A 22592-nucleotide genomic window follows, 5' to 3' on the forward strand; every position below is an offset into this window, starting at 1 on the left:
TTGCTTATCCCGGCGAGTCTGGCACGATTTTTCTTCGGGGCTCGTATCATGATATGATGGAAGAGTGGACCGCCCGGCCTCGGGGGTCAAGTAAGAGGAAAGTAGGGAGATCCGTTGAATATTGCATTTTTCCTTGTCCCGAAGGACGATGTCATTTATTTTTCCCCTCATCATACGATGCGTCAAGCGCTGGAGCGCATGGAATATCACCGGTATTCGGCCGTTCCGCTCGTGGACGATCACGGCAAGTATGTCGGGACGATTACGGAAGGGGACTTGCTCTGGAAGCTGAAGCATTCGCCGGAGATCGGCTTCGAGAATGTGCATAAGGTGCAGCTCAAAGACGTGCCGCAGCATATGATGATCCATCCGGTGAGAATTAACCAGCAGATGCAGGATTTGATCACGCTGGCTACCAACCAGAACTTCGTACCGGTACTCGACGACAACGAGGTATTCATCGGCATTATCCGTCGCCGCGAAATCATCGATTATTGCTTCAAGCTGTGGCAGTCGGAACAAAAGGTGTAAATATGTGTTATAATTAACGAAAGCGTCTGGGTAAGGGGAGAAGCGCCCATGTCCAATCTGGATCGTGACGTCGATTTGGCGAAACGGGCCAAAATCATCGAATGGCTCAAAACCGAACTGGTCGATCAGCTGGCTCATCTGCTGAAAGGCATGTGGGAAGGCAGCCATGCCAAAATTGTTGACGGGCTGTCCAGTCTTATCGCCTGCTGCTATATCCTGGGAAGACGGCTTGGCATCTCTTCGCGCAGTTTGGATGAGGCGGTATTGGATAAAATGAAAAAGCACCGCGAAGAAGGACATCAATTGGAAGAGTGGTATGGCGACATATCCGCCGTGGAAGATCATTTGCGTAAGAGGTGAAGTGCTTGGAAGGAACCCAAAAACCGCGTATGCTCGGGTGGAGCATTGCGTATATCATTTTGCTTTTATCGATCTTTTTGCCGCCGCTGAGCTTGATTACGGCCGCTCTGCTGATGGTGCCGGTGCTGATCATGTATGTGAAGCTCGGAACCCGCCGGTTTTTGGTTCATTACGTCGTTAGCTTGGCTGTCGTGTATTTCGTCGCCTCGCTGCTGGCCGGATGGCTCGGGGCGCTGCTCGTCTCGGTGTCGATCTTTTTCCTGCCGCCGGTCATTCAGATGGGCAATCTGTATAAAAAGCGGGCTGCGGCGCGAACGGTGCTAACGGCAGGAACGCTTACCTTGCTTGGCGAGCTGCTGCTTACTCTGGTCGTCTGCTCCATGTTCGGCCTGAATCCGATCGGGAGCATAAAACGGTCCATGATGGACAGCGTGCAGACGCTGCCGGCTCAGGTGCAAGGCCTGATGGCTATCGATATGGACACTCTAGTGCAACTGATGGTTCAGATGCTGCCGCTGTATATGATCGGCTTTTCGCTGTTCTACGTCGTCATATCGCACTGGTTGGCGCGTAAGGTGCTGGTACGCTCGGGCGAGTCGATTCCGGCGTTCAAACCGATTAAGGATTGGATGCTGCCCAAATCGTTCGTATGGCTATATCTGCTTGCGCTCATCCTGGAGATGTTCGTGAAGGACTCGCGATCGATGGTCTTCACCGTGATTCTCAACCTGCTTCCGCTGCTGATGGCGGCGTTTGCGATTCAGGCGATTGCTTTTTTATTTTTCGTTGCGCATGTGAAACGATGGAACAAAACGCTGCCGATTGTGGGCATTCTTCTTCTATTCCTCCCGCCGGCTTACTTTATGTTCAGCTTGCTGGGCGTTTTCGACGTAGCTTTTCCGATCCGTGACCGTATGACCAGCAAATGACTTATCTTAGGGATTAGGAGCGAATGAAATGCCGAAGTTCCTGTTGAAGCGTTGGCACGGAATGCATATCGTATGGATTTTTGCGCTGCTCACGGTGCTGATTCTCATTCTTTTCTTGTACTCGTGGATCATCAGCGTGATCGCGCTGGTTCTGTGCGGCGTTCTGGGGTACTACACCTTGCAGGCGGAACAGGCGTTCCGTAAGGATTTGAACGAATACGTCAGCACGCTGTCCCATCGGGTCAAGCGGGCGGGGAGCGAGGTCATTCACGAGCTGCCGCTCGGGATTCTTTTGTATAACGAGGATAAGATCATCGAATGGCACAACCCGTTTGTCGCCAAAATGCTGGGCAAAGATTCGCTAATCGGCGAGTCGATCAACGAGATATTTCCCGTGCTCAAAACACGCAAGGACAAAGAGCTTAAGCTTGAAATGACGATCGACAAGCAGATTTATGAAGTGCAGGTCCGCGCGGATGAGCGGCTGCTTTATTTTACGGATATCACGGCGCTGAAATCACTGCAGCTCCGCTATGAGGAAGAGAAGCTGGCGATCGGCATCGTCATGATGGACAATCTTGACGAGGCGACGCAGGGGCTGGACGACCAGACGCGCAGCATCATGATGGCTAAAGTGACGGGCGAGATCACCGAATGGGCGCAAAAGCATCAAATGTACCTGCGCCGGACGGCGTCGGACCGTTATTTTATCATGATGGACCAAAAAGGGCTGAAGGCGCTGGAGCAGTCGCGTTTTGAGATTCTCGACGAGGTGCGGGACATCACGATTGAGAACAAGCTGCCGATGACGCTGAGTATCGGCATTGCCTCGGGCACGTCGTCGCTCACCGAGCTCGGCCATTGGGCGCAAACGAGCTTGGATATGGCGCTCGGGCGCGGCGGCGATCAGGCGGCCGTGAAGGTCGGGGAGCGGCTGTCGTTCTACGGCGGCCGGACGAATGCGATCGAGAAGCGGACGCGGGTGCGGGCCCGGGTCATTTCCCATGCGCTGCGGGATTTGATCAAGGATTGCGATAAGGTCGTGATCATGGGGCATCGGATTCCGGACATGGATGCGATCGGCGCAGCCATCGGGGTGCTTAAGATGGCGCACGTCAGCAACAAGGAAGGCTATATCGTGCTGGAAGGGGTCAATCCGTCCATCCAGAAGCTGATGGAGACGATAAACGAGGACGAGAAGCTGAACCGGTGGTTCATTACGCCGGATCAGGCGATGCAGATTACGAATTCGCGCACGCTTGCGGTCATTGTCGATACGCACCGGGCCTCGATGACGCCGGAGCCGCGGCTGCTGCAGCTCACGCCGCGCAAAGTGGTGGTCGACCATCACCGCCGCAGCGAGGACTTCATCCACGATGCCACGCTCGTCTATATGGAGCCGTACGCTTCGTCCACCTGCGAGCTGGTGACGGAGCTGCTGCAATATTTCCACGAGCGGCTGACGATGGGCGTGTTGGAGGCGACGGCGCTGCTGTCCGGTATCGTCGTCGATACGAGAAGCTTCAGCCTGCGCACGGGCGCACGGACGTTCGAAGCCGCGTCGTTCCTGCGTCGGAGCGGGGCCGATTCTTCGTTAATCCAGCGGCTGCTGAAGGAAGATCTGGAGCATTACATTCAGAAGGCGGACGTGATCAAGAACGCCGTCGTGATCTTCGACCATATTGCGCTTGCGGTGAATGAGCCGGGACGTAAATATTCACAGTTGCTCATTGCCCAAGTTGCTGATACATTGTTAACTATGACAGGAATTATGGCGTCGTTCGTCATCAGCGAACGGCCGGACGGCCTGATCGGCATCAGTGCGCGGTCGCTCGGCGAGATGAACGTTCAGGTCGTGATGGAGCGGATGGGCGGCGGCGGCCATTTGACCAATGCGGCTACGCAATTGGAAGGTACGCTTGCGGAAGCCACGCAGCGGTTAAAGCAAATACTTAGCGAGATTCATGCGGAGGAGGGGTTGTTCGAATGAAAGTCATTTTGTTGAAGGACGTCAAAGGCCAGGGAAAGAAAGGCGAAGTGAAAGAGGTTTCCGAAGGCTACGCGACGAATTTCTTATTTAAACAGCAGTTGGCCGCACCGGCCAGCGATGCGGCGATGAAGACGCTGGAGCAGCAGAAGAAGGCCGAGGACCGTAAAAAAGCGCAGGAGAAAGCGGACGCGCAGGAGCTCGGCAAGAAGATCGGCGAGTTGACGGTTCAGCTGAAAGCAAAATCCGGAGCGGACGGCCGCTTGTTCGGTGCCGTATCGAACAAGCAGGTAGCGGAAGCGCTGGAGAAGCAGGGGATCAAGCTGGATAAGCGCAAAATCGTAATGGACGAGCCGATCCGTACGCTCGGCGTGACCGAAGTGGTCGTCAAGCTGCATCCGGAAGTGACCACCAAGCTGAAGGTTCAAGTGGTGGAAGAATAGATCGGCTGGACCGATGATTATACGGTATTTTGGGGAAATGACAGTGCAGGAGCGGGCGGTGAAAAGCAGCCGGCTCCTGCGTCGTTATAAGGCAGTATCCAGTGGGGAGGATAACGGATGAACGAGAGTTTGTTTATGGATCGCATCCCTCCGCAAAATTTGGAAGCCGAGCAGGCGGTGCTCGGCGCTATTTTGCTTGACGGCGACGCGCTGGTCACGTCGATGGAGCGGGTGACGAGCGACGACTTCTACCGCGGCTCGCACCAGCGCATCTTCGAAGCGATGATCGAAATTGCGGAGGCGAATGAGCCGGTCGATTTGATCACGCTAACGGCCCGGCTGCAGGATAAGAAGCAGCTGGAGGAAGTCGGCGGCATCAGCTATTTGTCGGAGCTGGCCAATGCGGTGCCGACGGCAGCCAACGTCGATTACTACGCGCAGATCGTGGAAGAGAAGTCGATGCTCCGCCGCCTGATCCGCGCCGCGACCCAGATCGTCACGAACGGGTATTCCGGCGAGGACGAAGTGGGAACGCTGCTCAGCGACGCCGAGCAGCGGATTATGGAGATTTCGCAGGCGCGTTCGGGGTCAGGCTTTATTGCCATCAAAGACGTGCTGATGGAGGTTTTCGACAAGGTCGAGTTCCTTTTCAACCAGAAGGGGAGCACGACGGGAGTCCGTTCCGGCTTTGCCGATCTCGACAAGATGACGTCCGGGTTTCAGCGTTCGGACCTCATTATTGTTGCGGCGCGTCCTTCAGTAGGGAAAACGGCCTTCGCCCTGAACATCGCGCAGAACGTCGGGGTGCGGGAAAAGGAAACCGTGGCCATCTTCAGTCTCGAGATGGGCGCGGCCCAGCTCGTGCAGCGGATGATCTGTGCGGAGGCGAATGTGGACGCCGGCCGGATGCGGACGGGCTTTCTGGAGCCGGACGACTGGGAGAAGCTGACGATGGCGATCGGATCGCTGTCGGAGGCGAATATCTACATCGACGATTCGCCGTCCGTCACGGTGGCGGACATTCGGGCGAAGTGCCGTAGGCTGAAGAAGGAGAAAGGCCTCGGCATGATTCTGATCGATTACCTGCAGCTGATTCACGGCCGCGGCAAGGGCGATAACCGGCAGCAGGAAGTATCGGAAATTTCGCGGACGCTGAAGCAAATCGCGCGTGAGCTGGACGTGCCGGTCATTGCACTGTCGCAGCTCAGCCGGGGCGTAGAGCAACGGCAGGATAAGCGGCCGATGATGTCCGACCTTCGGGAATCCGGTTCGATCGAGCAGGACGCCGATATCGTGGCGTTCCTGTACCGGGACGATTACTATGACAAGGAATCCGAGAAGAAGAACATCATTGAGATCATTATCGCCAAGCAGCGGAACGGCCCGGTCGGGACGGTGGAGCTGGCGTTTCTCAAAAATTACAACAAATTCGTCAATCTCGACCGGTCGCACCAGGAGATGGCGATGGCGCGTTAACCGTAGCAATGGTACATTTTGTTGCACGGGGAACATTTTTGCGGAAATTGGTTTAGGTTAGCATAAAGGACGGCATCCTGCGGTAGAATACGCGCAGGTGCCGTTTTTTTGCGTTAGAAGGGTTCGTCGATGTTTTCCGAACAATGCTGGGCGATGGATTATAATTGTTCGTTTTTATTGACTTTGTGCTAGTCAACTGCTAAACTATTCATGGTGCGTTGCACCGTAAAGGCTAATATTAGGTGGTTTCCCACCTCACGGGGGTAGTGAAGATGTCAACGGTAGTGGTTGTCGGAACCCAATGGGGAGACGAAGGAAAAGGAAAGATTACCGACTTTCTGGCAGAGTCCGCTGAGGTTGTCGCGCGCTATCAGGGCGGGAACAACGCAGGACACACCATTCTCATTAACGATAAAAAGTATAAGCTGACGATGATTCCTTCCGGCATTTTTTATGAAGATAAAGTATGTGTCATCGGCAACGGGATGGTTATTAATCCGGGTGCGTTGCTTGAAGAAATCCGCTATATTCACGAGAACGGCTTCTCCACAAAAAAACTGCGCATCAGTGACCGCGCGCATGTCATCATGCCGTATCATTTGTTGCTCGACGGTCTGGAAGAAGAGCGCAAAGGCGATAACAAAATCGGCACGACCCGCAAAGGGATCGGCCCTTGCTATATGGACAAAGCGGCGCGTAATGGCGTCCGGATTGCCGATCTGATGGATGCGGAAGAATTCGAGAGCAAAGTGCGCCGGCTCGTCGCCGAGAAGAACACGCTGATCGAGCAAGTATACGGCTCCAAAGGGATCGACGCCGATTCGATCATTCAGGAATACCTCGGATACGCCGAGCAGCTTCGTCCTTACGTAACCGATACGTCGGTGGTCTTGAACGATCTGATCGACGCCGACAAGAAGGTGCTGTTCGAAGGGGCGCAGGGCGTCATGCTCGACATCGACCAAGGCACATATCCGTTCGTTACTTCGTCGAACCCTTCGGCGGGCGGCGTCTGCATCGGTTCGGGCGTCGGTCCTTCGAAGATTCAGCAAATCATCGGCGTGGCCAAATCGTATACGACGCGCGTAGGCGATGGTCCGTTCCCGACCGAGCTGATGAACGAAACCGGCGACTGGATTCGCGAGCGCGGCAACGAGTACGGCACGGTAACCGGCAGACCGCGCCGCGTCGGCTGGTTCGACAGCGTCGTCGTCCGTCACGCCCGCCGGGTGAGCGGCATCACGGGCTTGTCCTTGAACTCGCTCGACGTGCTCGCCGGTCTGGAAACGGTCAAAATCTGCACCGCGTATACGTTCCGCGGCGAGACGATCAGCCATTATCCGGCAAGCCTGAAAATGCTGGCCGAGTGCCAGCCGGTGTACGAAGAGCTCCCGGGCTGGAGTGAAGACTTGTCCGGCGTCCGCAAGCTTGAGAATTTGCCGGAGAACGCCAGACGTTACGTCGAGCGCGTGTCCGAGCTGACAGGCATTCCGATCGCGATCTTCTCGGTTGGCCGCAATCGCGAGCAGACGAATCTGGTGAAGCCGATTTATTAATTCGGAAGTTGAAATACGCAACCCCTCGCACCGTTCTTGAATGACGGCGGCGAGGGGTTTTTCATGTCCGCAGTTGCATTTTTCCCCGGCATCCCCCGGTTGGTTTCCCAGAAAAAGGTCAATACTGTGAATACAGTAGCAGAAGGCAAGATGGGAGATGTCTGGGATGAAATGGCTGATAGGGATCGCCAAGCTGGCGGTCAGTGCGGCGATTACCTCGCTTTGCTGTGTGGCGCTGACGTTCGCCGCTGCCAATACCTATGTGGACTTATTGCTCGACCAATATCATATTCCGCGTCCGGTCGGTCAGAAGATCGAATGGGGCGCCTTCATGAGCCGGTTCACGGCGCAGCTGGGGCTTGGCGCGGGGGGCGGGAACGGTGTGCCCACGAAGCCTAAAGACTTGGCGGTATCCGTGCCTCCAGCCGGAAATACGCCTTCCTCTTCGGAAACCGGCACGAAAGAGCGCACGCAGACGGACGGCAAAACGACGGCCCCAGGCAGCGGCAAGGCGAACGACGACCCTTATAAGGTGCCGGAGGACGCGGTCGCCGTCTGGAGCCGCCAGTCCGGGAAGACGAGCAGCAAGAAGGACAGTCTCACGGGGCAGGAACAGAGGATCGTGGTCTCGAGCGAGGAAGTGACGAAGAAGAAGGAGCAGTTGTCCGAAGCGGACAAAGCGAAAATCTTTTCCTTGATGGTCTCGCGCGTGCCGCAGGAAGACATGCAGACGATATCCAAGCTGATGGAGGACGGCATTACGGCCGGCGAGCTGAAGGAAATCGAGCGGCTTCTCCAAAAATCGTTGAAGTCTGACGAGTATAAGCAGTTGATGGATTTAATTCAAAAGGAAACGCCCTGACGAGAGCAGGGCGTTTATTTTTTGCCTCGTTCGGAGTCCCCCTATTCAATCGATCCCCCGAAGCGGGTCACCGTGTCTTCGGCTTGTCGAATCCGCGATGATTCGACAACGACCTGCAGCAAGCAGCCGGGACTTTCGGCTATTGACAAATGAGATAGTCCGCCGCCCAGAAGGGATGTTGACATCGGCTGATGCGGTTCCACCCCCGGCTCGATCTGGAGATCGATGACGCCCTGCTTGCGCAGCGCATCTATGGCTTGCTGCAGGTCATGTTCGCTTCGGAAAGACGCCGTAAAATTTTCCATCGATTGTCTTCACACTCCTGTCACTTTCTCCGCCTTCATGTGGGATAAGATACGATTTTGTTGAAATCGGCAAAGTCAATGTGGTAAATTTATAAAGTAGTTTTTAACCCATTGGGTTATTGTCCCTTTTTTTAGTGTTTTTATGTGCACATCGTAAGCGAACCTGAGAACGTACGCCCAGACAACATGAGACTATAGACTTAGAGAGAAGAAACGTGTCATCAGGAGAAGCATCGCATCCGTCGGTCTTAAGACCGGGGAAGCTGAGGTTCGAATGCGGCAAAAAACGGCTTAAAAGGAGAAGAACATGAAATTTTTCAAAGGAGCGGATCGAATCAAGGGCCTCTTGGACAAGCTTCGTACTCCAAGGTCTGCGGATCGGTCGAACAGTTTGGATGAAAGCGTAAAGCCAGCTGCGGTGTCGGAAGCACCGGGAGCGACAGCGCTTGAACGGATGAAAAATCGAATTATTTTACATAAATGGCTGGTCATCAAATCGGTCTCTGCGCTGGGCTTGATGGCGGCAGTTGTGGTTAGCGGACATGAATTGGTCGAAGCTAATATGAACGATTATTATCAGGTATATGCGAACGGAGAGCTGGTCGGAGTCGTATCCGATCCTTCCAAGGTCGAGGAATATAAGCAAAAGAAGCGGGAACAGTTGTCCAAGGGCGAGTCCGATCTTCGGATGGTCGTAACGGAACCGAAGCTCGAATTAACCCCTGAAAGGGTTTTCAATCACAATACTCAAGACGAAGCCGTGCTCGATAAGCTCAGCGGCTATTTCTCCTCGTACCCCGTAGGCGTGCAGCTTGTGGTGGACGGCAAACCGATGGGGATCGTAAAGGACGAAGCGACGGCGAAGACCGTGCTGGAGCAAATCAAGAACAATGCGATCGCATCAATGCAAACGAAGAAGATGTCGGGGCGCGTAAGCATCTTGTCGGCGACACCCGCGGCGAGTACACCTGCGCAAACGGAGCTGCAAAAAGCGGACTTCGTGCAAAAAGTCGATCTTCAGGAAGTGAAGATCGAGCCGAAGCAACTGGTGAATCCGGAGGACATGCGCAAAAAGCTGGAGACCGGCGATGTTCAGCCGACGAAATATACGGTGGAGAAGGGCGATTGCGTCTCATGCATCGCAAAGAAGTTGGATATTCCGAAGCAGGTCATTTATCAGAATAATCCTACGATCAGCGACGATATGATCAAGGTCGGCCAGCAGCTTGACTTGACTGTCTTGAAGCCGACGCTTGCCGTGCGGACGGTCGAAAAAGTGGTGGAAAACCAAGAGATCGCCTACGAGACCGAAGTGAAGCAGGATGATAATATGCGTCTCGGCGAGTCCGAGGTATTGAGTCCCGGTAAGAACGGTCTCAAGAAAATGACCTATCAACTTACGAAAGTAAACGGGCTATTGGAGGCGGAGACGGTCTTAAGCGAAGAGATCGTTCAACAGCCGGTCAAAGCCGTCGTGAAGAAAGGCACCAAAGTGATCAAAGGCGAAGGAACGGGCAAATTCGCTTGGCCGGTACTGTCGGCATCGATTTCAAGCACGTTCGGCACCCGTTGGGGCGCGTTCCATAAGGGTGTCGATTTGACCGGCAACCGCAACATTATGGCGTCGGATAACGGCAAAGTCGTGTTTGCCGGCGAGAAGAGCGGATACGGCAACTGCATTATCATCGATCATATGAACGGCTACCGCACGCTGTACGGCCATTTGAACCAGATCAATACGAGCGTCGGCAAGATCGTCGAGAAGGGTGAAAAGATCGGTTATATGGGCAGCACCGGAGATTCGACGGGTGTGCATCTGCACTTCGAGGTGCAGAAGAACGAAACACCGGACAATCCGCTGAAATATTTGAATCAATAAGAAAGCTGGAGAGATAGAGGGGCATGGAAGTCACAGGAAACCTGGGCTTCCGTGTCTCTTTTTGCTTCAGGATGTGGTAAAATAATAGAATAGCTTACCATGGATAGGATATCGTTGACATTCGGCCGCGCGAAGTAAGGAGCGTAGTACGGATGCAACGCAGTCTCTGACAGGCGGTGAACGAAGCATGGCCAAAATTCTCGTCGTCGACGATGAACAGCCGATTGCCGATATATTGAAATTCAACTTGGAAAAAGAAGGCCACGAGGTCATCTGCGCTTATGACGGCGCAGCGGCCGTGGATCTTGCCTATTCCGAAAACCCGGACCTGATTCTGCTCGACCTGATGCTGCCGGTCAAGGACGGTATGGACGTCTGCCGGGAGGTGCGGGTGAAGCTGAACACACCGATCATCATGCTGACAGCCAAGGATAACGAAATCGACAAGGTGCTCGGCTTGGAGCTTGGAGCCGACGATTACGTGACGAAGCCGTTCGGTACGCGCGAGCTGTTGGCCCGGGTGAAAGCGCATTTGCGCCGTCATACGAAGTCGGCGATGCCGGCGGCAGCCCAGATGCAGCCGAACGAAGAAGAAGCCCGGCAGGGTCTGCGTATCCAGAGCTTGTTTATCGATACGGACATGTATGTTGTATATAAGGACGACGTTCCGCTCGATCTGACGCACCGGGAATTCGAGCTGGTGCAGTACATGGCCAAGAACAGCGGCAAAGTCATGACGCGGGAGCATCTGCTTCAAGCGGTATGGGGCTTCGAGTATTTCGGCGATGTGCGGACGGTCGACGTGACGATCCGCAGACTACGCGAGAAGCTTGAGGACGATCCGAGCCGTCCGGAGTACATTATTACCCGACGTGGGCTCGGGTACATGATGCGCAATTCGAAAGCAAGCGCCGGCGGCTATTAAGCAGAGGCCGCGCCGATGAAACCGATCCGTTTCTTCCAATCGATTCAAGCCAAGCTGATTATTATTTATTTGCTGATGATTTTGGTCGCGCTCCAGCTCATCGGGGTTTATTTTATTAAGACGCTGGAAACGTCGCTCAAAAACGAGTTTATCGAGAACCGGAACTCGCAGGCGCAGCTGCTCGCGCAGTATGCGGAGACATACCTGACGGAAAATCAGGAAAATAAAAACTCGGACACGACCAAGAAATCGTATGCCGATTTGAACGATTTTGTAAACAGCCTCTTCGCGACGAGCAAAGCGGAAATCCAGATTATCGATGCGAACGGTGTCGTGCTTACGACGACCAGGCCGATGAACCAATCGGTCGTGAACAGCAAAAATACGCAGACCGAAGTAACACGGGCGTTACAGGGGATTAAGGATAACCAGCGTCTATTCACCGACTTCGACGGCGTCCGCAAAATCGTTATCGCCAAGCCGATTGGCTCGGGCGTCAAGGTGCTCGGCGCCGTATACATCATTGCTTCGATGGACGATGTCTACAAAACGCTGACCCAGATCAATAACTTCTTCATCTCCGGTACGTTAATCGCGCTCGCGCTTACGGCGGGTCTCGGCGTGATTTTGTCGTCCACGATTACGAACCCGATCAAGGCCATTACGAGACAGGCTACGGCCGTAGCCGAAGGCCGGTACGAATACGAGGAAAAAATCCGGGTGATGGGCGAGGACGAGATCGGTCAGCTCGGCAATACGTTCAATTTCATGATGGAGCGGCTGCGAGAGGCGTTATCCCTGAACGAAGAGGAGAAGGAAAAGCTCGCTTCGATCTTGTCCAACATGAACGACGGGCTGATCGCCACGGACGACCACGGACGCATCATTGTGATCAATCGGCGGGCGAAGCAGATCCTGCAGGTCAACGAGGATACGACGCTGGGCATGTCGCTTGGCGAGCTGCTCGGCATGCAGCAGGAGAAGATGCAGGTGCTGGAAGGCACGGAGGATCATTCGACGATGCTGCATCTGTATCATGAGGCCGAGGAAGATCCGCTGTTTGTTAAAGTGACGTATACGACGATTCACAGCAAGGGCAAAGGTTCCGCCGGGACGATTGCGGTGCTGCAGGATGTCACCGGTCAGGAGAAGCTCGAACAAGCGCGCCGGGAATTCGTAGCGAACGTATCCCACGAGCTGCGGACGCCGCTTACGACGATCAAGAGCTATCTCGAAGCGCTGGAGGACGGAGCCCTGGAGGAGCCGCAGCTTGCAGGCAAGTTCGTCAATGTAGCAAGGAACGAAACGGAGCGGATGATCCGGCTCGTCACGGACCTGCTGCAGCTGTCCAGGCTCGATTCGAAGCAGGCGATTATCAGCAAGGAAACGACCGATGTGACCGAGATGCTCGAGGAAGTGGCGGACCGTTTCTCGTTTCAACTGGAGCAGCGCATGATCGCCATCGAAATCGACGTCGAGAAGCACGTGGGCGAAATTATGCTGGACCGCGACCGGATCGACCAAGTTCTTGACAACCTGGTCTCCAATGCGATCAAATACACGCCGGAGGGCGGGCATATCCGCATTCATGCGGGCCGTAGAGAACACGCCGTGCTGGAAATTTCCGTTCAAGATAACGGCATCGGGATTCCGCGAAAAGATTTGAGCCGGATCTTCGAACGCTTTTACCGGGTAGATAAAGCCCGTTCCCGCAGCATGGGTGGGACAGGTCTCGGCTTATCGATTGCCCGGGAAATAGTGAAGGCGCACGGCGGCACCATTCAGTTGGAGTCGGAGCTCGGGCAAGGGACGCGGGTAACGTTCACGCTGCCGTATCAACAGGAGGAGGCGGCCGTATGATCGAGAAACTGAAAACCGCCGCGCTAACGCTGCTGGTGCTGCTCAGTCTTCTGCAAAGCTACCTGCTGGCTTACAGCTACCCGAAATACGACCCGGTCAAGCCGGAGGAATACGTGAAAACCGACATCCTCGGCACTCATGCATCCCTGAAGGATATGCTGTTTCCGGATCAGTTGGTGCTGCATCTGGGCAATCAGCAGCATACGGTGCTCTACCCGAATACCGTGAAGTACAATGAAGTGATGGAGATTTTGAAGCAGCGGTTTTTGGAAGGGTTCCGGAAGACAAGCGTCACTTCGCTCGGTTATAACTGGGACGATGTGCGGAATAAGCAGCAGGGAGTCGAGATCCGGTTCCGCGACGGACTGCCGATGAACGTTCTTCAGGAGGTTATGCAGCTGAAGGGCGATCTGCAGGGCGAGAACGACTTGATTACACGCATTTTGATTTTTGCCAAGGATACGAACGAGGTCAGAGCGATTCTGTTTACGGATACGGCGAACACGGTATACGAAGCGATCAAAGCCGACTTTACGGTGAAGGACATCGAGAAGTTCGTACAGACGGACGAATCGTTCACCCCTTATAAGGCGATGACCGGGGACTATTATTTGCCGATGAAGCCTCTGACGATCCCAAGCTTCAAGATGACGTATACGCAGTTCACGGCGGATCAATTGAAGCGTACGTTTTTTGTCGATCCGACGCTGACGCGCAATGTGACGGAGCGGGACGGCTCGGAAATTTATACGGACGGAAAGCGCGGGCTGAAGCTGAGAAACGAGCAGCACTGGATGACGTATACCGATCCGGTGGCCGCGACGGAGAACAATAAGGTCGATTTGCGTGAGAGTCTGTTGTCGGCCGTGCAGTTCATCAACCAGCATGGGGGATGGAACGGCAAGTACGGGGTGCAGAAGGTACCGCAGCGGCTGCTTCCAGGCAGTCAGCAGTATGTGTTCCGGCAGTACTACGATTCGTACCCGGTCATCAATACGCGGAACGAGAATACGGGCTTTATGAAAATATCTTTGCAAAAAGGCATTGTAGCCAGCTACGATCGTTCACTGCTTACTCCCGATCTGCGAAGTGCTGTCCGTACCGAAGTGCAGTTGGCGGGAGGAGAGCAGTTGGAGCAGAAGCTGGCCGCGTTCGCTAAAAAGGCGCGGGTGTATACGATCTTCCCGGCTTACCGCATGGTCGTGACGGAGCAGGCAATGATTCTTGTTCCGGCCTGGGTCGCCGAGCTGCAAGACGGGACGTACGAATTTTTGGACTAAGGAGGATGCCGGCGTGGAATGGGGACGGGCCAAAACGATATTGATATTGTCCTTCCTGCTGCTGAACGTGGTGCTCGGCATCCAGCTGTGGTCCAGCCGTGCGGACCTTCTCGATCTGGAGACGAACGCGATCGGGGCGGCGGAGGAGATTCAAAGGCTGTCGAAGAGTAAAAATATACAGGTGCCGCCGGATATTCCGAAGGATGTGCCGAAGCTGCGGGAGATTGTCGTCCGGTTCGACGATAATTTCAATCCGGAGAAGGCGGTGCCGCTGGCGGCGCCGTTCAAATTCGATCCGTTGATCAGCAAGGGTTCGTTCCGGGACGTATTGGCGAAAACGGGAATTCCGAAGATCGAGTCGTACCAATTCGATCCGATGACGAGTCTTGGCGGTACTTATGTGTTTCACCAATTGTACGGCACGTTACCGATGTTCGACGTGCAGCTGAGGCTGTTCGAGAAAAACGGGCAAATCACTTCCTACCAGCAGGGTTATGTGGAGGTGCAGTCCGACGGGCAGCAGAAGGAGCAGAAGGTCATTACCGCCTATATCGCTTTGCGGAGTCTGATCGAGAACTACTTGCCGTCGGGAGCGGTCATTACGAGCGTCCGGCTCGGGTATCACGGACAGGTGTACAATTCGCAGACGTTGAATATGTGGCCGTCCTGGCGGGTGTCGCTGGGGAATGCGGACGGAGACGTGTATTACGTTCATGCTTTGAACGGTGCGGTGGAAGGGCCGCAGAAGAGCAAAAAGTAAGCGGCTAAGGAGTTTTGAACATGGGGATACGGTTTTGTGTGCTGGGCAGCGGCTCGACGGGCAACGCCACGGTCGTTGCGACCGAGGAGGGCAAAGTGCTGATCGACGCCGGGCTCAGCGCAAAAAAGATAGATCAGCTGTTGAAGGAACGGGGCATGTCGGCCAGCGAGCTGGATGCGATTGTGGTGACGCACGAGCATGCCGATCATATTAAAGGGCTGGGTGCGGTGGCGCGCAAGCACGACCTGCCCGTCTATGCCAATGAGAAGACATGGGCCGAGCTCGACCGGCAAATCGGCGAGATTGCGGAGGAGAATCGCTGCGTGATGAAGACGGGGGAAATGCTCGAATTCGGCTCGCTGCAGGTGGAATCGTACGGCATATCGCACGATGCGGCCGAGCCGGTCGGCTACTGCTTTTATCACGAGGAAGAAAAGCTGAGCGTCGCGACGGATCTCGGCTATATGAGCTCCAAGGTGAAGGAAAAAATTCAGGACAGCGACGTGCTCGTCCTGGAGTCCAACCACGATATCGAGATGCTGCGGATGGGCCGGTATCCGTGGAACATCAAGCGGCGCATCTTGAGCGATGTCGGCCACTTGTCCAACGAAGCGGCCGGGATCGGCCTCGTCGACGTGATGACGGCGAAGACGAAGCGAGTGTATCTCGCGCATCTCAGCCGGGACCACAACCTGATGGATTTGGCCAGGCTGACCGTGAATAGTATGGTAGAGGAGCGGCTCGCTCCAGACGATCACCGCGCCAAGCTGATGGACACGTATCATGACCGGGCGACGGAGTGGGACGTAGTGAAGGACGATTAGCCGTTCCCGAGATAAGGGAGCGGGGATGAATGCTTTTGGAGCCTCGTAAGTAAGGATCGGGTCGGATGAAGCGCTGTACATAAACGGTTCGAGCAGGATGTCGCATGGCGAATCACAAGGGCGGTTCAAGTGAAGCTTGTTGATGTTGTGTTGGGGAAGCTCCGTGTTTTTTGGCGGTCCGCGGCGAATGGCATTAATGCCGGTGACGGTTGCCGTTGCTAGTCGGGAGGATGGACTGATCGGATGCCTCCAGCGTGTGGATTTTGGCGGCTAATTCTTGGGCGGTGAGAAGCCCTTTTTCCAGCAGCAGCTCGAGAATGGCTCCCAGTAAAAGGGAGTTCCGGTAATGGTCTTCCTTGAGGTCCGCAAGCTTGGCGATCCAAGCGACTTCATCCAGATGGGACGATATGCGGCGGTTCGACATCTCCATCATCCTTCCTTGATCGGGTACAGGTTATGTTCTTATTCTAGTCTAGCTTTAGGAAAATCATTCCTCTTTTTTAGTTTTTGAGATTGTCAGATTTTGAGGTACAATGGATACAGCAGATTTTTCGGCCTCAGATGGGGCGCGGAACGGGATGGAACAGGGGGCGGCAGCGTGAGTTTGTTTGACGACGATTTTTATTCGACGAAGGCACCCCGAAAGGAGACTTGGCGCTTGCCGTCCAGCCGGTCCGGTATCAGGTTGCCGACGTGGCTGCTTCCGGCCGCTGGCGGGGCCGTTGTCACGGCGGCCTTGTTCATGCTGTTCGATCGGGAGGCAGGGCGCAATGTGATGCCGCAGGCGGTTTCGGTGATGGCCGCACCGGCTCCAGGAGCGGCGACCGGCGGAGGCGTCGACACCGAGCGGCTGACGAGCGATTCAGTGGTAGGTGCGGCAGCAAAGGTATCGCCGACGATTGTGAGCATTATCGGCTCCCACCGGGAGGGAGAGAAGGAAAACTCGCGCGGCGGCGCGGTGGGCCTCGGGTCGGGCGTTATTTTTGTCCGGGCGGGGGATCAGGTGCGCATTGTGACGAACAACCACGTCGTGGAAGGGTTCCAGCAGCTGGACGTCATTACGATCACCGGCGAGCGCCGTAAGGCGACGTTGGTCGGGCGCGATCAGATTACGGATCTGGCCGTACTGGAGATTGACGGAAGCGGGATCAAGCAGATTGCCGAATTCGGCGATTCGGATGCGCTCAAGCCGGGAGAGACGGCATTAGCCGTAGGCAATCCGCTCGGACTCGGGTATGCGCCGACGGTGACTCGGGGCATTATCAGCTGGCCCAAGCGGACAATTCCCGTATCGCTTGGGAAGGACGGCGAGTTCGACTGGGAGATGGAGGTCATCCAGACGGATGCGGCCATCAATCAAGGGAACAGCGGAGGCGCCCTCGTGAATCTGGACGGCAAGGTCGTCGGCATCAACACGCTCAAGGTCGCCGATATGGGCGTAGAGGGCCTCGGCTTCGCGATCCCGATCAATCAGGCCAAATCGGTCATTGAGACGCTGATCAAGGATCATAAAATCAAGCGCCCTTACATCGGTGTGGTGACACAGGATCTGCAGTCGTATGCGGGCATCGAAAGCTTGAAGCTGCCGTCGGATGTCAAGAAAGGCGTTCTGGTGATCGAGGCCGTCGGTCCGGGCAAGGACGCGGGGCTGAAAACGAGCGACGTGATCGTAGAGTTGGACGGCAAGCCGGTTGATGGCACGCTGGCACTGCGTAAGTACATTTATGGACATAAAAAGATCGGAGAAAAGCTCGCCGTCACGTATTATCGGGGAGCGAAGAAGAACACGGTTCAGGTCACGCTGGCTGAGTTAAAGGACCGCTAACGGGATCAGGGAAAGCTGTAAGTCGCGGCCCCTTTTGGGGAACAATGAAAGCAAAGGCTGTCTAGAAGCGAAACGGTATGTGATTTTATTAGGGTTAAAAGAAAAAGGGGTCTTATCTAATGCACGTAGTTTGTAAAGAGCATCTGGAGCTTGCCATCGATATGTTCGTGGACGAATACGAGGATGCGCCGGACATCGTGGACTTGGAGGAAGTGAAGTTTACGGGCTGGGATCCGCCTCCGCATTGCGAACGGTGTGCCGAGCCGGGGCGGTTCCTGGTTGTGTAGGGATTTGTCGAGGTATGGAGAAGAATATAAGGTAATTGTCGGAGGGCTGGCTTGGTGCGGCCTTCCTTTTTTGTAGCTGGTTATGGTGCAGCGGCGGTGATTTTATAAGTAGAAGTCTCTAGCGTATTCAACGGCTTTGGGGATTTTGGCGTAAACGGTTTGTTGGCCGCGGTCATAGGAGGCAGTATAGAGGATTCGATCTCCGCTATATACATGGTAAACGTCGGTTCGATTCACAACGGTTGTCCCTAAATCATACTGGATCGCACCGTAGTAATCACGATGGTTATGAACGGATTCCGAAGCAGAGTATACTTTTGCTTTGGAATAGATGTGTTTAAATGATCCGTTCGTCTGACCAGTCCATACGAGATTGATGAGTTTTTTTAATTCAGTACCAACGTTAGATTGAATCTGGACGTTGGCGCGAACTTCGACCGGGTTTACAATGGTAGTAGTGCCGCCTTTTGGAGCACTGCACAAGAAGGAATCTTGTTCCCTTGGCCCGACATTGTCATTGCCGTCTTCAATAACTTTATAAGGAATGGAGTACGTCGAATAGGCGTATCGCTCCGTTAGATTACCTTGGGGAGTAAGAAGCGTAGAGTCATTTCCCTTTAACGCTTGATCAACAAAGGTTATGGTGAGGTTATTCTGACCTTGGGGTTTGCCGACAATAACAGGTACAGTTGGGGTGGCTACTTGTTCACTTGAGACGGGTGCGTTTCCCAAGTTTGGCGCTGTAGCGACTGGAGAAGCAGCGAGTGTTAGAGCTGCGAAAGAAGCGGCCAGAATGGCAAGGATGCGGTTATGGGCCATTGCTTTTACCTTCTTTCGAGCAATAATATAGTTCAATTTACATAATATCACATTTGTTTCTTGTTAAGTTAAAGTTTCTTTGGAGAAAACAATGAAAAGGTGAAGGAAATTCCACGATACCTCGAACAGAACAAGTAAAGGGTAGACGAGAGAGGAAGAGCAAGCGGATGAATATTCAAATTATCACAGTAGGCAAGTTGAAGGAAACTTATCTGGTGCAGGGGATCGCCGAGTACGTCAAGCGTTTGGGGCCGTATGCCAAGGTACAGATCGTCGAGGTGCCGGACGAGAAGGCGCCGGAATCCATGAGCGCCGCGGAGGAGGTGCAGGTGAAGCAGCGTGAGGGCGAGCGCATTCTCGCGAAGCTGCACGCCGACGCTTACGTCGTGGCGCTTGCCATCGACGGGAAGCCGCTGTCGAGCGAGGAGCTCGCGCGGCAGGTGCAAGACCTTGCCACGTACGGGCGCAGCCAAGTGGCTTTTGTTATCGGGGGCTCGCTGGGCCTCGCCCCAGAAGTGCTTGCGCGCGCCGACCTCAAGCTCTCGTTCGGGCGCATGACACTGCCGCACCAGCTTATGCGTCTGGTGCTGGTGGAGCAGGTGTACCGGGCGTTTAAGATTATGCGGGGGGAACCGTATCATAAGTGACGGCGAAAAATTGGGGAAAACAGATAATGTTGTAGGGGCCGTAATTGAGTGATTAACGAGCCTCCAAAAGCTTGGGCTTGGGGCATTAGTTCTTTCCCACTAACGGCCTAATAGATAAGGAATTACTTTCATCTTTCCAAAATTCAATTAATAATATCAACGATATGATCAATATGCTAGTTGGTGTAGCTGCCGCGGCTCCTTTCACATTTTTCGCCGATAGACCCATTAAGCTAAAAATAAGGAGGGCTCTCAGACACTTTTTAACTTGAGTGCCTCAAGAACTGTATAGGTGAGAGAATCCCTTTTTATGTTACTGAAAGTAGGTCTTACAAATGTATGCTAATGATTTTAATGGAGAAATTGTAATAAATACAGAATCGCAGGTAGTTGAGTTTATTCGAAATCGTCCAGCATTTAATGCCAATCAGTTTATTTTTACCTTTGAAGAAATTGGTATCCCTCAATTATGTGCTTTTGTTCGGGATGATTATTGTGTGTTGTATTTTTTAGATTCTGAACAAAAGGGAACTTTTGCTTCTTACGGTGAGGACAATATTAGGGACGAAACGATTACCTTTTACGAGAATGTTCATGGCGCAGAAGTAGTTTTAGCAAGTACAATGGTTATTACAGTCAAACAAATGACTGATGCGTGCACAGAATTTTTCAAGACGAAAACTCGTCCAACATGTATTAAATGGATGGAATTGTAGTTTATTAGTATATCGCTTTGACGTTGCAGGATGGGAGGGCGGTTCCATGTAGTCCTCGTCATGTCCGTTCATGGCGATTCGTTGCTCGGGCATTAGGACTGGGTCTTTGAGTTGGACGTAAAATGGCTCGGCCAGCTCGACGATGAACTTTCTGCGCTCGCTCGGCATGACGCTCGGCATCACGACGTTCGGCTTACTGCAGAGCCATCGGTAGCCGTCTTGGATGGAGGGGCTGATCCCGCAGGCGGCCAAGCCAGAGGCACGGATTCGCTTCCCGAGGGCTTCGACTTGAAAACTATGAAGCATGATCGTAGCTGTTGTAATGGGTATAAAAGATTGGAAACTATGCGCCACGGCTGTTCCTTTCTCATTTTTCGCCGATAGCCCCGTTAAGCTGAACCGTATCATAAGTGACGGCGAAATTTTTGGCATTAATCGCTTGCTCTGTTCCCATGCAACAAAAGCGGAATCAAAGCCTCCGAGAGTTAAAATGGAAGTAAACCCAAGGTAATAGCAACAGGTAGGGGGTCATCCTCCCTTTTTCTGTCACTTAATGAGTTACGGTTGATTTTTATGCGTCACGAAGCACGTATACGGCTTAAAACAACCAATTTAATCGACAAGTAAACAATCTACCGGAACAACCATCGATGACATTTTCTAAGGTCGTCGATGGTTGTATTTTTTAGCCCAACATGCCTGCCTCTACTCGCTGACACCTTCCGGTTCGAGCAGAAGCAGCAGCTCCCGAATAGCCGGAGCAAGCTTATCGTTACCGTTCATTATCGCGGTGTAGATAGGAATTGCGTCCTTAAGCAGCAAATAACTGAAGTAATAATAGCTGAAAAATGCCTCTTTCGCATAACCCGGCGGCTCCTCTTCCTCCCACAGCAGTTCATCTTCGTCCTCGTCCTCTGGCCATAAGTACTTTTCATCCAGGAGCTCGTTCATTGTTCCAACCGTATCTTGCGAATCCATATGATCCACGGTTATAGCAGAAGCTACAGCCAAGTACAACTGAACTTCCTTCGAAGAGACCTTATCCGGTTTCTGTTTGGCAAGTTCCCGCAGGAGAATAAGCAGAGCCCATGGCGTCGCCTGCCACAAGGTGCTTTGGTGCTCGATCAGATTGGCGATTTCCTCATATTGCCCCGTCTCCATGAGCCGCGGAATGTCCGTCCCTCTTCCATAGGCGGTAGTCAGCCGCTGCCATGGAACACGGTTTGTCGTTTGGGCCAAAAGGTTCATCTCCATCCCCTCCTTAAAAGTCATATTATACCAAAAAAGCCGCATTTAGCGACTTCTTATAGGATGCAATCGGCCGCTTTAAGCAGCGGCATCCGGCGATTTATAACCGTTCCGACAAAATACGAACGACTTGTTCCAAATGTTCAATCCAGTCCGGATTTCCATCCCACAGTTCATAGAGCTCGCGTTCTCCGCCTTTATTATCCAGTACCTGCTGAACCAATTGCCTCAACTCGAGCAAATCTTCCGTTTCCCAGACGATCTCCTTCAGACCGCTCAATTCCTCGTACTGCGTCTTGCCGTATTGGATATAGGCGCATACAATTTCAGTGAGAGCAACGGCTGTATTATCGTAAAGGAAATCTTCCTCCTCAGGATCCTCCGAGAGAAATCCCAACTCTCTGTAATGAGTTAGAAGATCCTTCAACTTGACGGACTTGCGGTCCTTTGCATATTCGATTAACGCATCAAGAACATCAAGCCCTTCGTCGCTTTCCAGCGATGCCTTTCCCCACGATCCTATCGTAATCCCGCCTTCCTTTTTGTACTACTATTCTAACACAAATTGGAATCATACTGCTGCATTTTGACTTGCATGGAAACGGGGAGGTTTTAGATAACTTGCCGCTACAACCAGTGCGGGGAACCGTACCATAAGTGACGGCGAAAAATTGGGTTGTGGGTATGGTGTTGAAGGAGAACCGTATCACAAGTGAGGTAAAGGAACCATTTGAATTAATTATAGAAATAAATCTCGTCAAGTGACACTTTAAAATAATTTACATGATTGGAATCTAGCCCGCCAATGATGCTCGACAAAAATGTCACTCTCTCCTACTGGAAAAACACTATAACATTTCCTAATTATTCATTATAATAGAGTGAACTAAGTCAATTTTTTCACTCATAAAAGAGTTGGATAGCCACGGATCTAAGGTGTTAACTAGGATAGCCGGGTTGCAACATTTATAATTTTTTTTACAAAAGGTGGGATGGCTATTAATGATATTTAATGCCATCTTTTTATTTGTACCTCCTCGCTGCTCCAAGTGGGTAAAATTGCTTATTTAGAC

General features: G+C 53.2%; 23 protein-coding genes and 1 riboswitch. Of the genes, 18 read left to right on the plus strand and 5 right to left on the minus strand.

Annotated elements, in window-relative coordinates; genetic code table 11:
• Positions 1 to 114 precede the first annotated feature (114 nt).
• The 8 genes from ET33_RS31810 (at position 115) to ET33_RS31845 (ending at position 8144) form a co-directional block, all read left to right on the plus strand.
• Positions 115 to 531 carry a CBS domain-containing protein gene (locus ET33_RS31810; RefSeq protein WP_036691825.1) on the plus strand — a complete coding sequence of 139 codons (417 nt, stop codon included), beginning with the start codon at positions 115 to 117 and terminating at the stop codon, positions 529 to 531.
• Between the two features lie 48 nt (positions 532 to 579).
• Positions 580 to 891 (plus strand): MazG-like family protein, encoded by a 312-nt coding sequence (locus tag ET33_RS31815; RefSeq protein WP_010501566.1) that lies wholly within the window; start codon positions 580 to 582, stop codon positions 889 to 891.
• A gap of 5 nt (positions 892 to 896) precedes the next feature.
• Positions 897 to 1820, plus strand: a complete 924-nt coding sequence (locus ET33_RS31820; protein WP_036691829.1) for a DUF2232 domain-containing protein — start codon at positions 897 to 899, stop codon at positions 1818 to 1820.
• A gap of 28 nt (positions 1821 to 1848) precedes the next feature.
• Entirely contained in the window at positions 1849 to 3810 is a 1962-nt protein-coding gene (locus tag ET33_RS31825; protein WP_036691832.1) for a DHH family phosphoesterase, read from the plus strand.
• Entirely contained in the window at positions 3807 to 4250 is a 444-nt protein-coding gene (gene rplI / locus ET33_RS31830) for a 50S ribosomal protein L9 (protein WP_036691836.1), read from the plus strand. The genes ET33_RS31825 and rplI overlap by 4 nt, the downstream gene beginning before the upstream one ends.
• A gap of 117 nt (positions 4251 to 4367) precedes the next feature.
• Positions 4368 to 5726, plus strand: coding sequence for a replicative DNA helicase (dnaB, locus tag ET33_RS31835; RefSeq protein WP_036691841.1), 1359 nt, complete (start codon positions 4368 to 4370; stop codon positions 5724 to 5726).
• Positions 5727 to 5998: 272 nt separating this feature from the next.
• Complete coding sequence (locus ET33_RS31840) at positions 5999 to 7282, plus strand: adenylosuccinate synthase (protein WP_036691843.1); 1284 nt, start codon at positions 5999 to 6001, stop codon at positions 7280 to 7282.
• A 166-nt stretch (positions 7283 to 7448) separates the two neighbouring features.
• The gene (locus ET33_RS31845; protein ID WP_036691847.1) at positions 7449 to 8144 is read left to right on the plus strand and encodes a hypothetical protein; all 696 of its coding nucleotides are present in this window, start codon (positions 7449 to 7451) and stop codon (positions 8142 to 8144) included.
• A 41-nt stretch (positions 8145 to 8185) separates the two neighbouring features.
• On the opposite strand, the gene ET33_RS31850 is transcribed toward ET33_RS31845, so the two are convergent.
• Positions 8186 to 8449 (minus strand): hypothetical protein, encoded by a 264-nt coding sequence (locus tag ET33_RS31850; RefSeq protein ID WP_036691849.1) that lies wholly within the window; start codon positions 8447 to 8449, stop codon positions 8186 to 8188.
• Between the two features lie 307 nt (positions 8450 to 8756).
• Here ET33_RS31850 and ET33_RS31855 point away from each other — a divergent pair, with 307 nt between their 5' ends.
• The 6 genes from ET33_RS31855 (at position 8757) to ET33_RS31880 (ending at position 15977) form a co-directional block, all read left to right on the plus strand.
• On the plus strand, positions 8757 to 10328 hold the full coding sequence (locus tag ET33_RS31855; RefSeq protein WP_036691851.1) for a M23 family metallopeptidase: 1572 nt from the start codon (positions 8757 to 8759) through the stop codon (positions 10326 to 10328).
• A 187-nt stretch (positions 10329 to 10515) separates the two neighbouring features.
• On the plus strand, positions 10516 to 11253 hold the full coding sequence (gene yycF / locus ET33_RS31860; RefSeq protein WP_036691853.1) for a response regulator YycF: 738 nt from the start codon (positions 10516 to 10518) through the stop codon (positions 11251 to 11253).
• Between the two features lie 15 nt (positions 11254 to 11268).
• Positions 11269 to 13113 (plus strand): cell wall metabolism sensor histidine kinase WalK, encoded by a 1845-nt coding sequence (walK, locus tag ET33_RS31865; protein WP_036691855.1) that lies wholly within the window; start codon positions 11269 to 11271, stop codon positions 13111 to 13113.
• Positions 13110 to 14393 carry a YycH family regulatory protein gene (locus ET33_RS31870; protein ID WP_036691857.1) on the plus strand — a complete coding sequence of 428 codons (1284 nt, stop codon included), beginning with the start codon at positions 13110 to 13112 and terminating at the stop codon, positions 14391 to 14393. The genes walK and ET33_RS31870 overlap by 4 nt, the downstream gene beginning before the upstream one ends.
• A gap of 13 nt (positions 14394 to 14406) precedes the next feature.
• On the plus strand, positions 14407 to 15153 hold the full coding sequence (gene yycI, locus ET33_RS31875) for a two-component system regulatory protein YycI (RefSeq protein ID WP_036691860.1): 747 nt from the start codon (positions 14407 to 14409) through the stop codon (positions 15151 to 15153).
• 20 nt (positions 15154 to 15173) lie between these two features.
• The gene (locus ET33_RS31880) at positions 15174 to 15977 is read left to right on the plus strand and encodes an MBL fold metallo-hydrolase (RefSeq protein ID WP_036691864.1); all 804 of its coding nucleotides are present in this window, start codon (positions 15174 to 15176) and stop codon (positions 15975 to 15977) included.
• 193 nt (positions 15978 to 16170) lie between these two features.
• On the opposite strand, the gene ET33_RS31885 is transcribed toward ET33_RS31880, so the two are convergent.
• Positions 16171 to 16401 carry a hypothetical protein gene (locus ET33_RS31885; RefSeq protein ID WP_051775895.1) on the minus strand — a complete coding sequence of 77 codons (231 nt, stop codon included), beginning with the start codon at positions 16399 to 16401 and terminating at the stop codon, positions 16171 to 16173.
• Positions 16402 to 16575: 174 nt separating this feature from the next.
• Between ET33_RS31885 and ET33_RS31890 the strand changes: the two genes are divergently transcribed.
• Complete coding sequence (locus tag ET33_RS31890) at positions 16576 to 17802, plus strand: S1C family serine protease (RefSeq protein WP_036691871.1); 1227 nt, start codon at positions 16576 to 16578, stop codon at positions 17800 to 17802.
• A gap of 119 nt (positions 17803 to 17921) precedes the next feature.
• The gene (locus ET33_RS37085; RefSeq protein ID WP_010501530.1) at positions 17922 to 18089 is read left to right on the plus strand and encodes a CxxH/CxxC protein; all 168 of its coding nucleotides are present in this window, start codon (positions 17922 to 17924) and stop codon (positions 18087 to 18089) included.
• A gap of 102 nt (positions 18090 to 18191) precedes the next feature.
• On the opposite strand, the gene ET33_RS31895 is transcribed toward ET33_RS37085, so the two are convergent.
• Positions 18192 to 18908, minus strand: a complete 717-nt coding sequence (locus ET33_RS31895; protein WP_036691873.1) for a hypothetical protein — start codon at positions 18906 to 18908, stop codon at positions 18192 to 18194.
• Positions 18909 to 19075: 167 nt separating this feature from the next.
• Here ET33_RS31895 and rlmH point away from each other — a divergent pair, with 167 nt between their 5' ends.
• The gene (rlmH, locus tag ET33_RS31900) at positions 19076 to 19555 is read left to right on the plus strand and encodes a 23S rRNA (pseudouridine(1915)-N(3))-methyltransferase RlmH (RefSeq protein ID WP_036691876.1); all 480 of its coding nucleotides are present in this window, start codon (positions 19076 to 19078) and stop codon (positions 19553 to 19555) included.
• 335 nt (positions 19556 to 19890) lie between these two features.
• Entirely contained in the window at positions 19891 to 20271 is a 381-nt protein-coding gene (locus tag ET33_RS31905) for an Imm1 family immunity protein (RefSeq protein ID WP_036691879.1), read from the plus strand.
• Positions 20272 to 20976: 705 nt separating this feature from the next.
• On the opposite strand, the gene ET33_RS31910 is transcribed toward ET33_RS31905, so the two are convergent.
• Both ET33_RS31910 and ET33_RS31915 read right to left on the minus strand, forming a co-directional pair.
• Positions 20977 to 21519: a hypothetical protein gene (locus ET33_RS31910; RefSeq protein WP_036691882.1), complete on the minus strand. Its 543-nt coding sequence runs from the start codon at positions 21517 to 21519 to the stop codon at positions 20977 to 20979.
• A gap of 100 nt (positions 21520 to 21619) precedes the next feature.
• Positions 21620 to 22048 (minus strand): DUF4259 domain-containing protein, encoded by a 429-nt coding sequence (locus ET33_RS31915; RefSeq protein ID WP_081890591.1) that lies wholly within the window; start codon positions 22046 to 22048, stop codon positions 21620 to 21622.
• Between the two features lie 351 nt (positions 22049 to 22399).
• A riboswitch (cyclic di-GMP riboswitch) is annotated at positions 22400 to 22484 on the plus strand.
• The last annotated feature ends 108 nt before the right edge of the window (positions 22485 to 22592 follow it).

The organism is Paenibacillus tyrphae (assembly GCF_000722545.1).
GTDB lineage: Bacteria > Bacillota > Bacilli > Paenibacillales > NBRC-103111 > Paenibacillus_G > Paenibacillus_G tyrfis.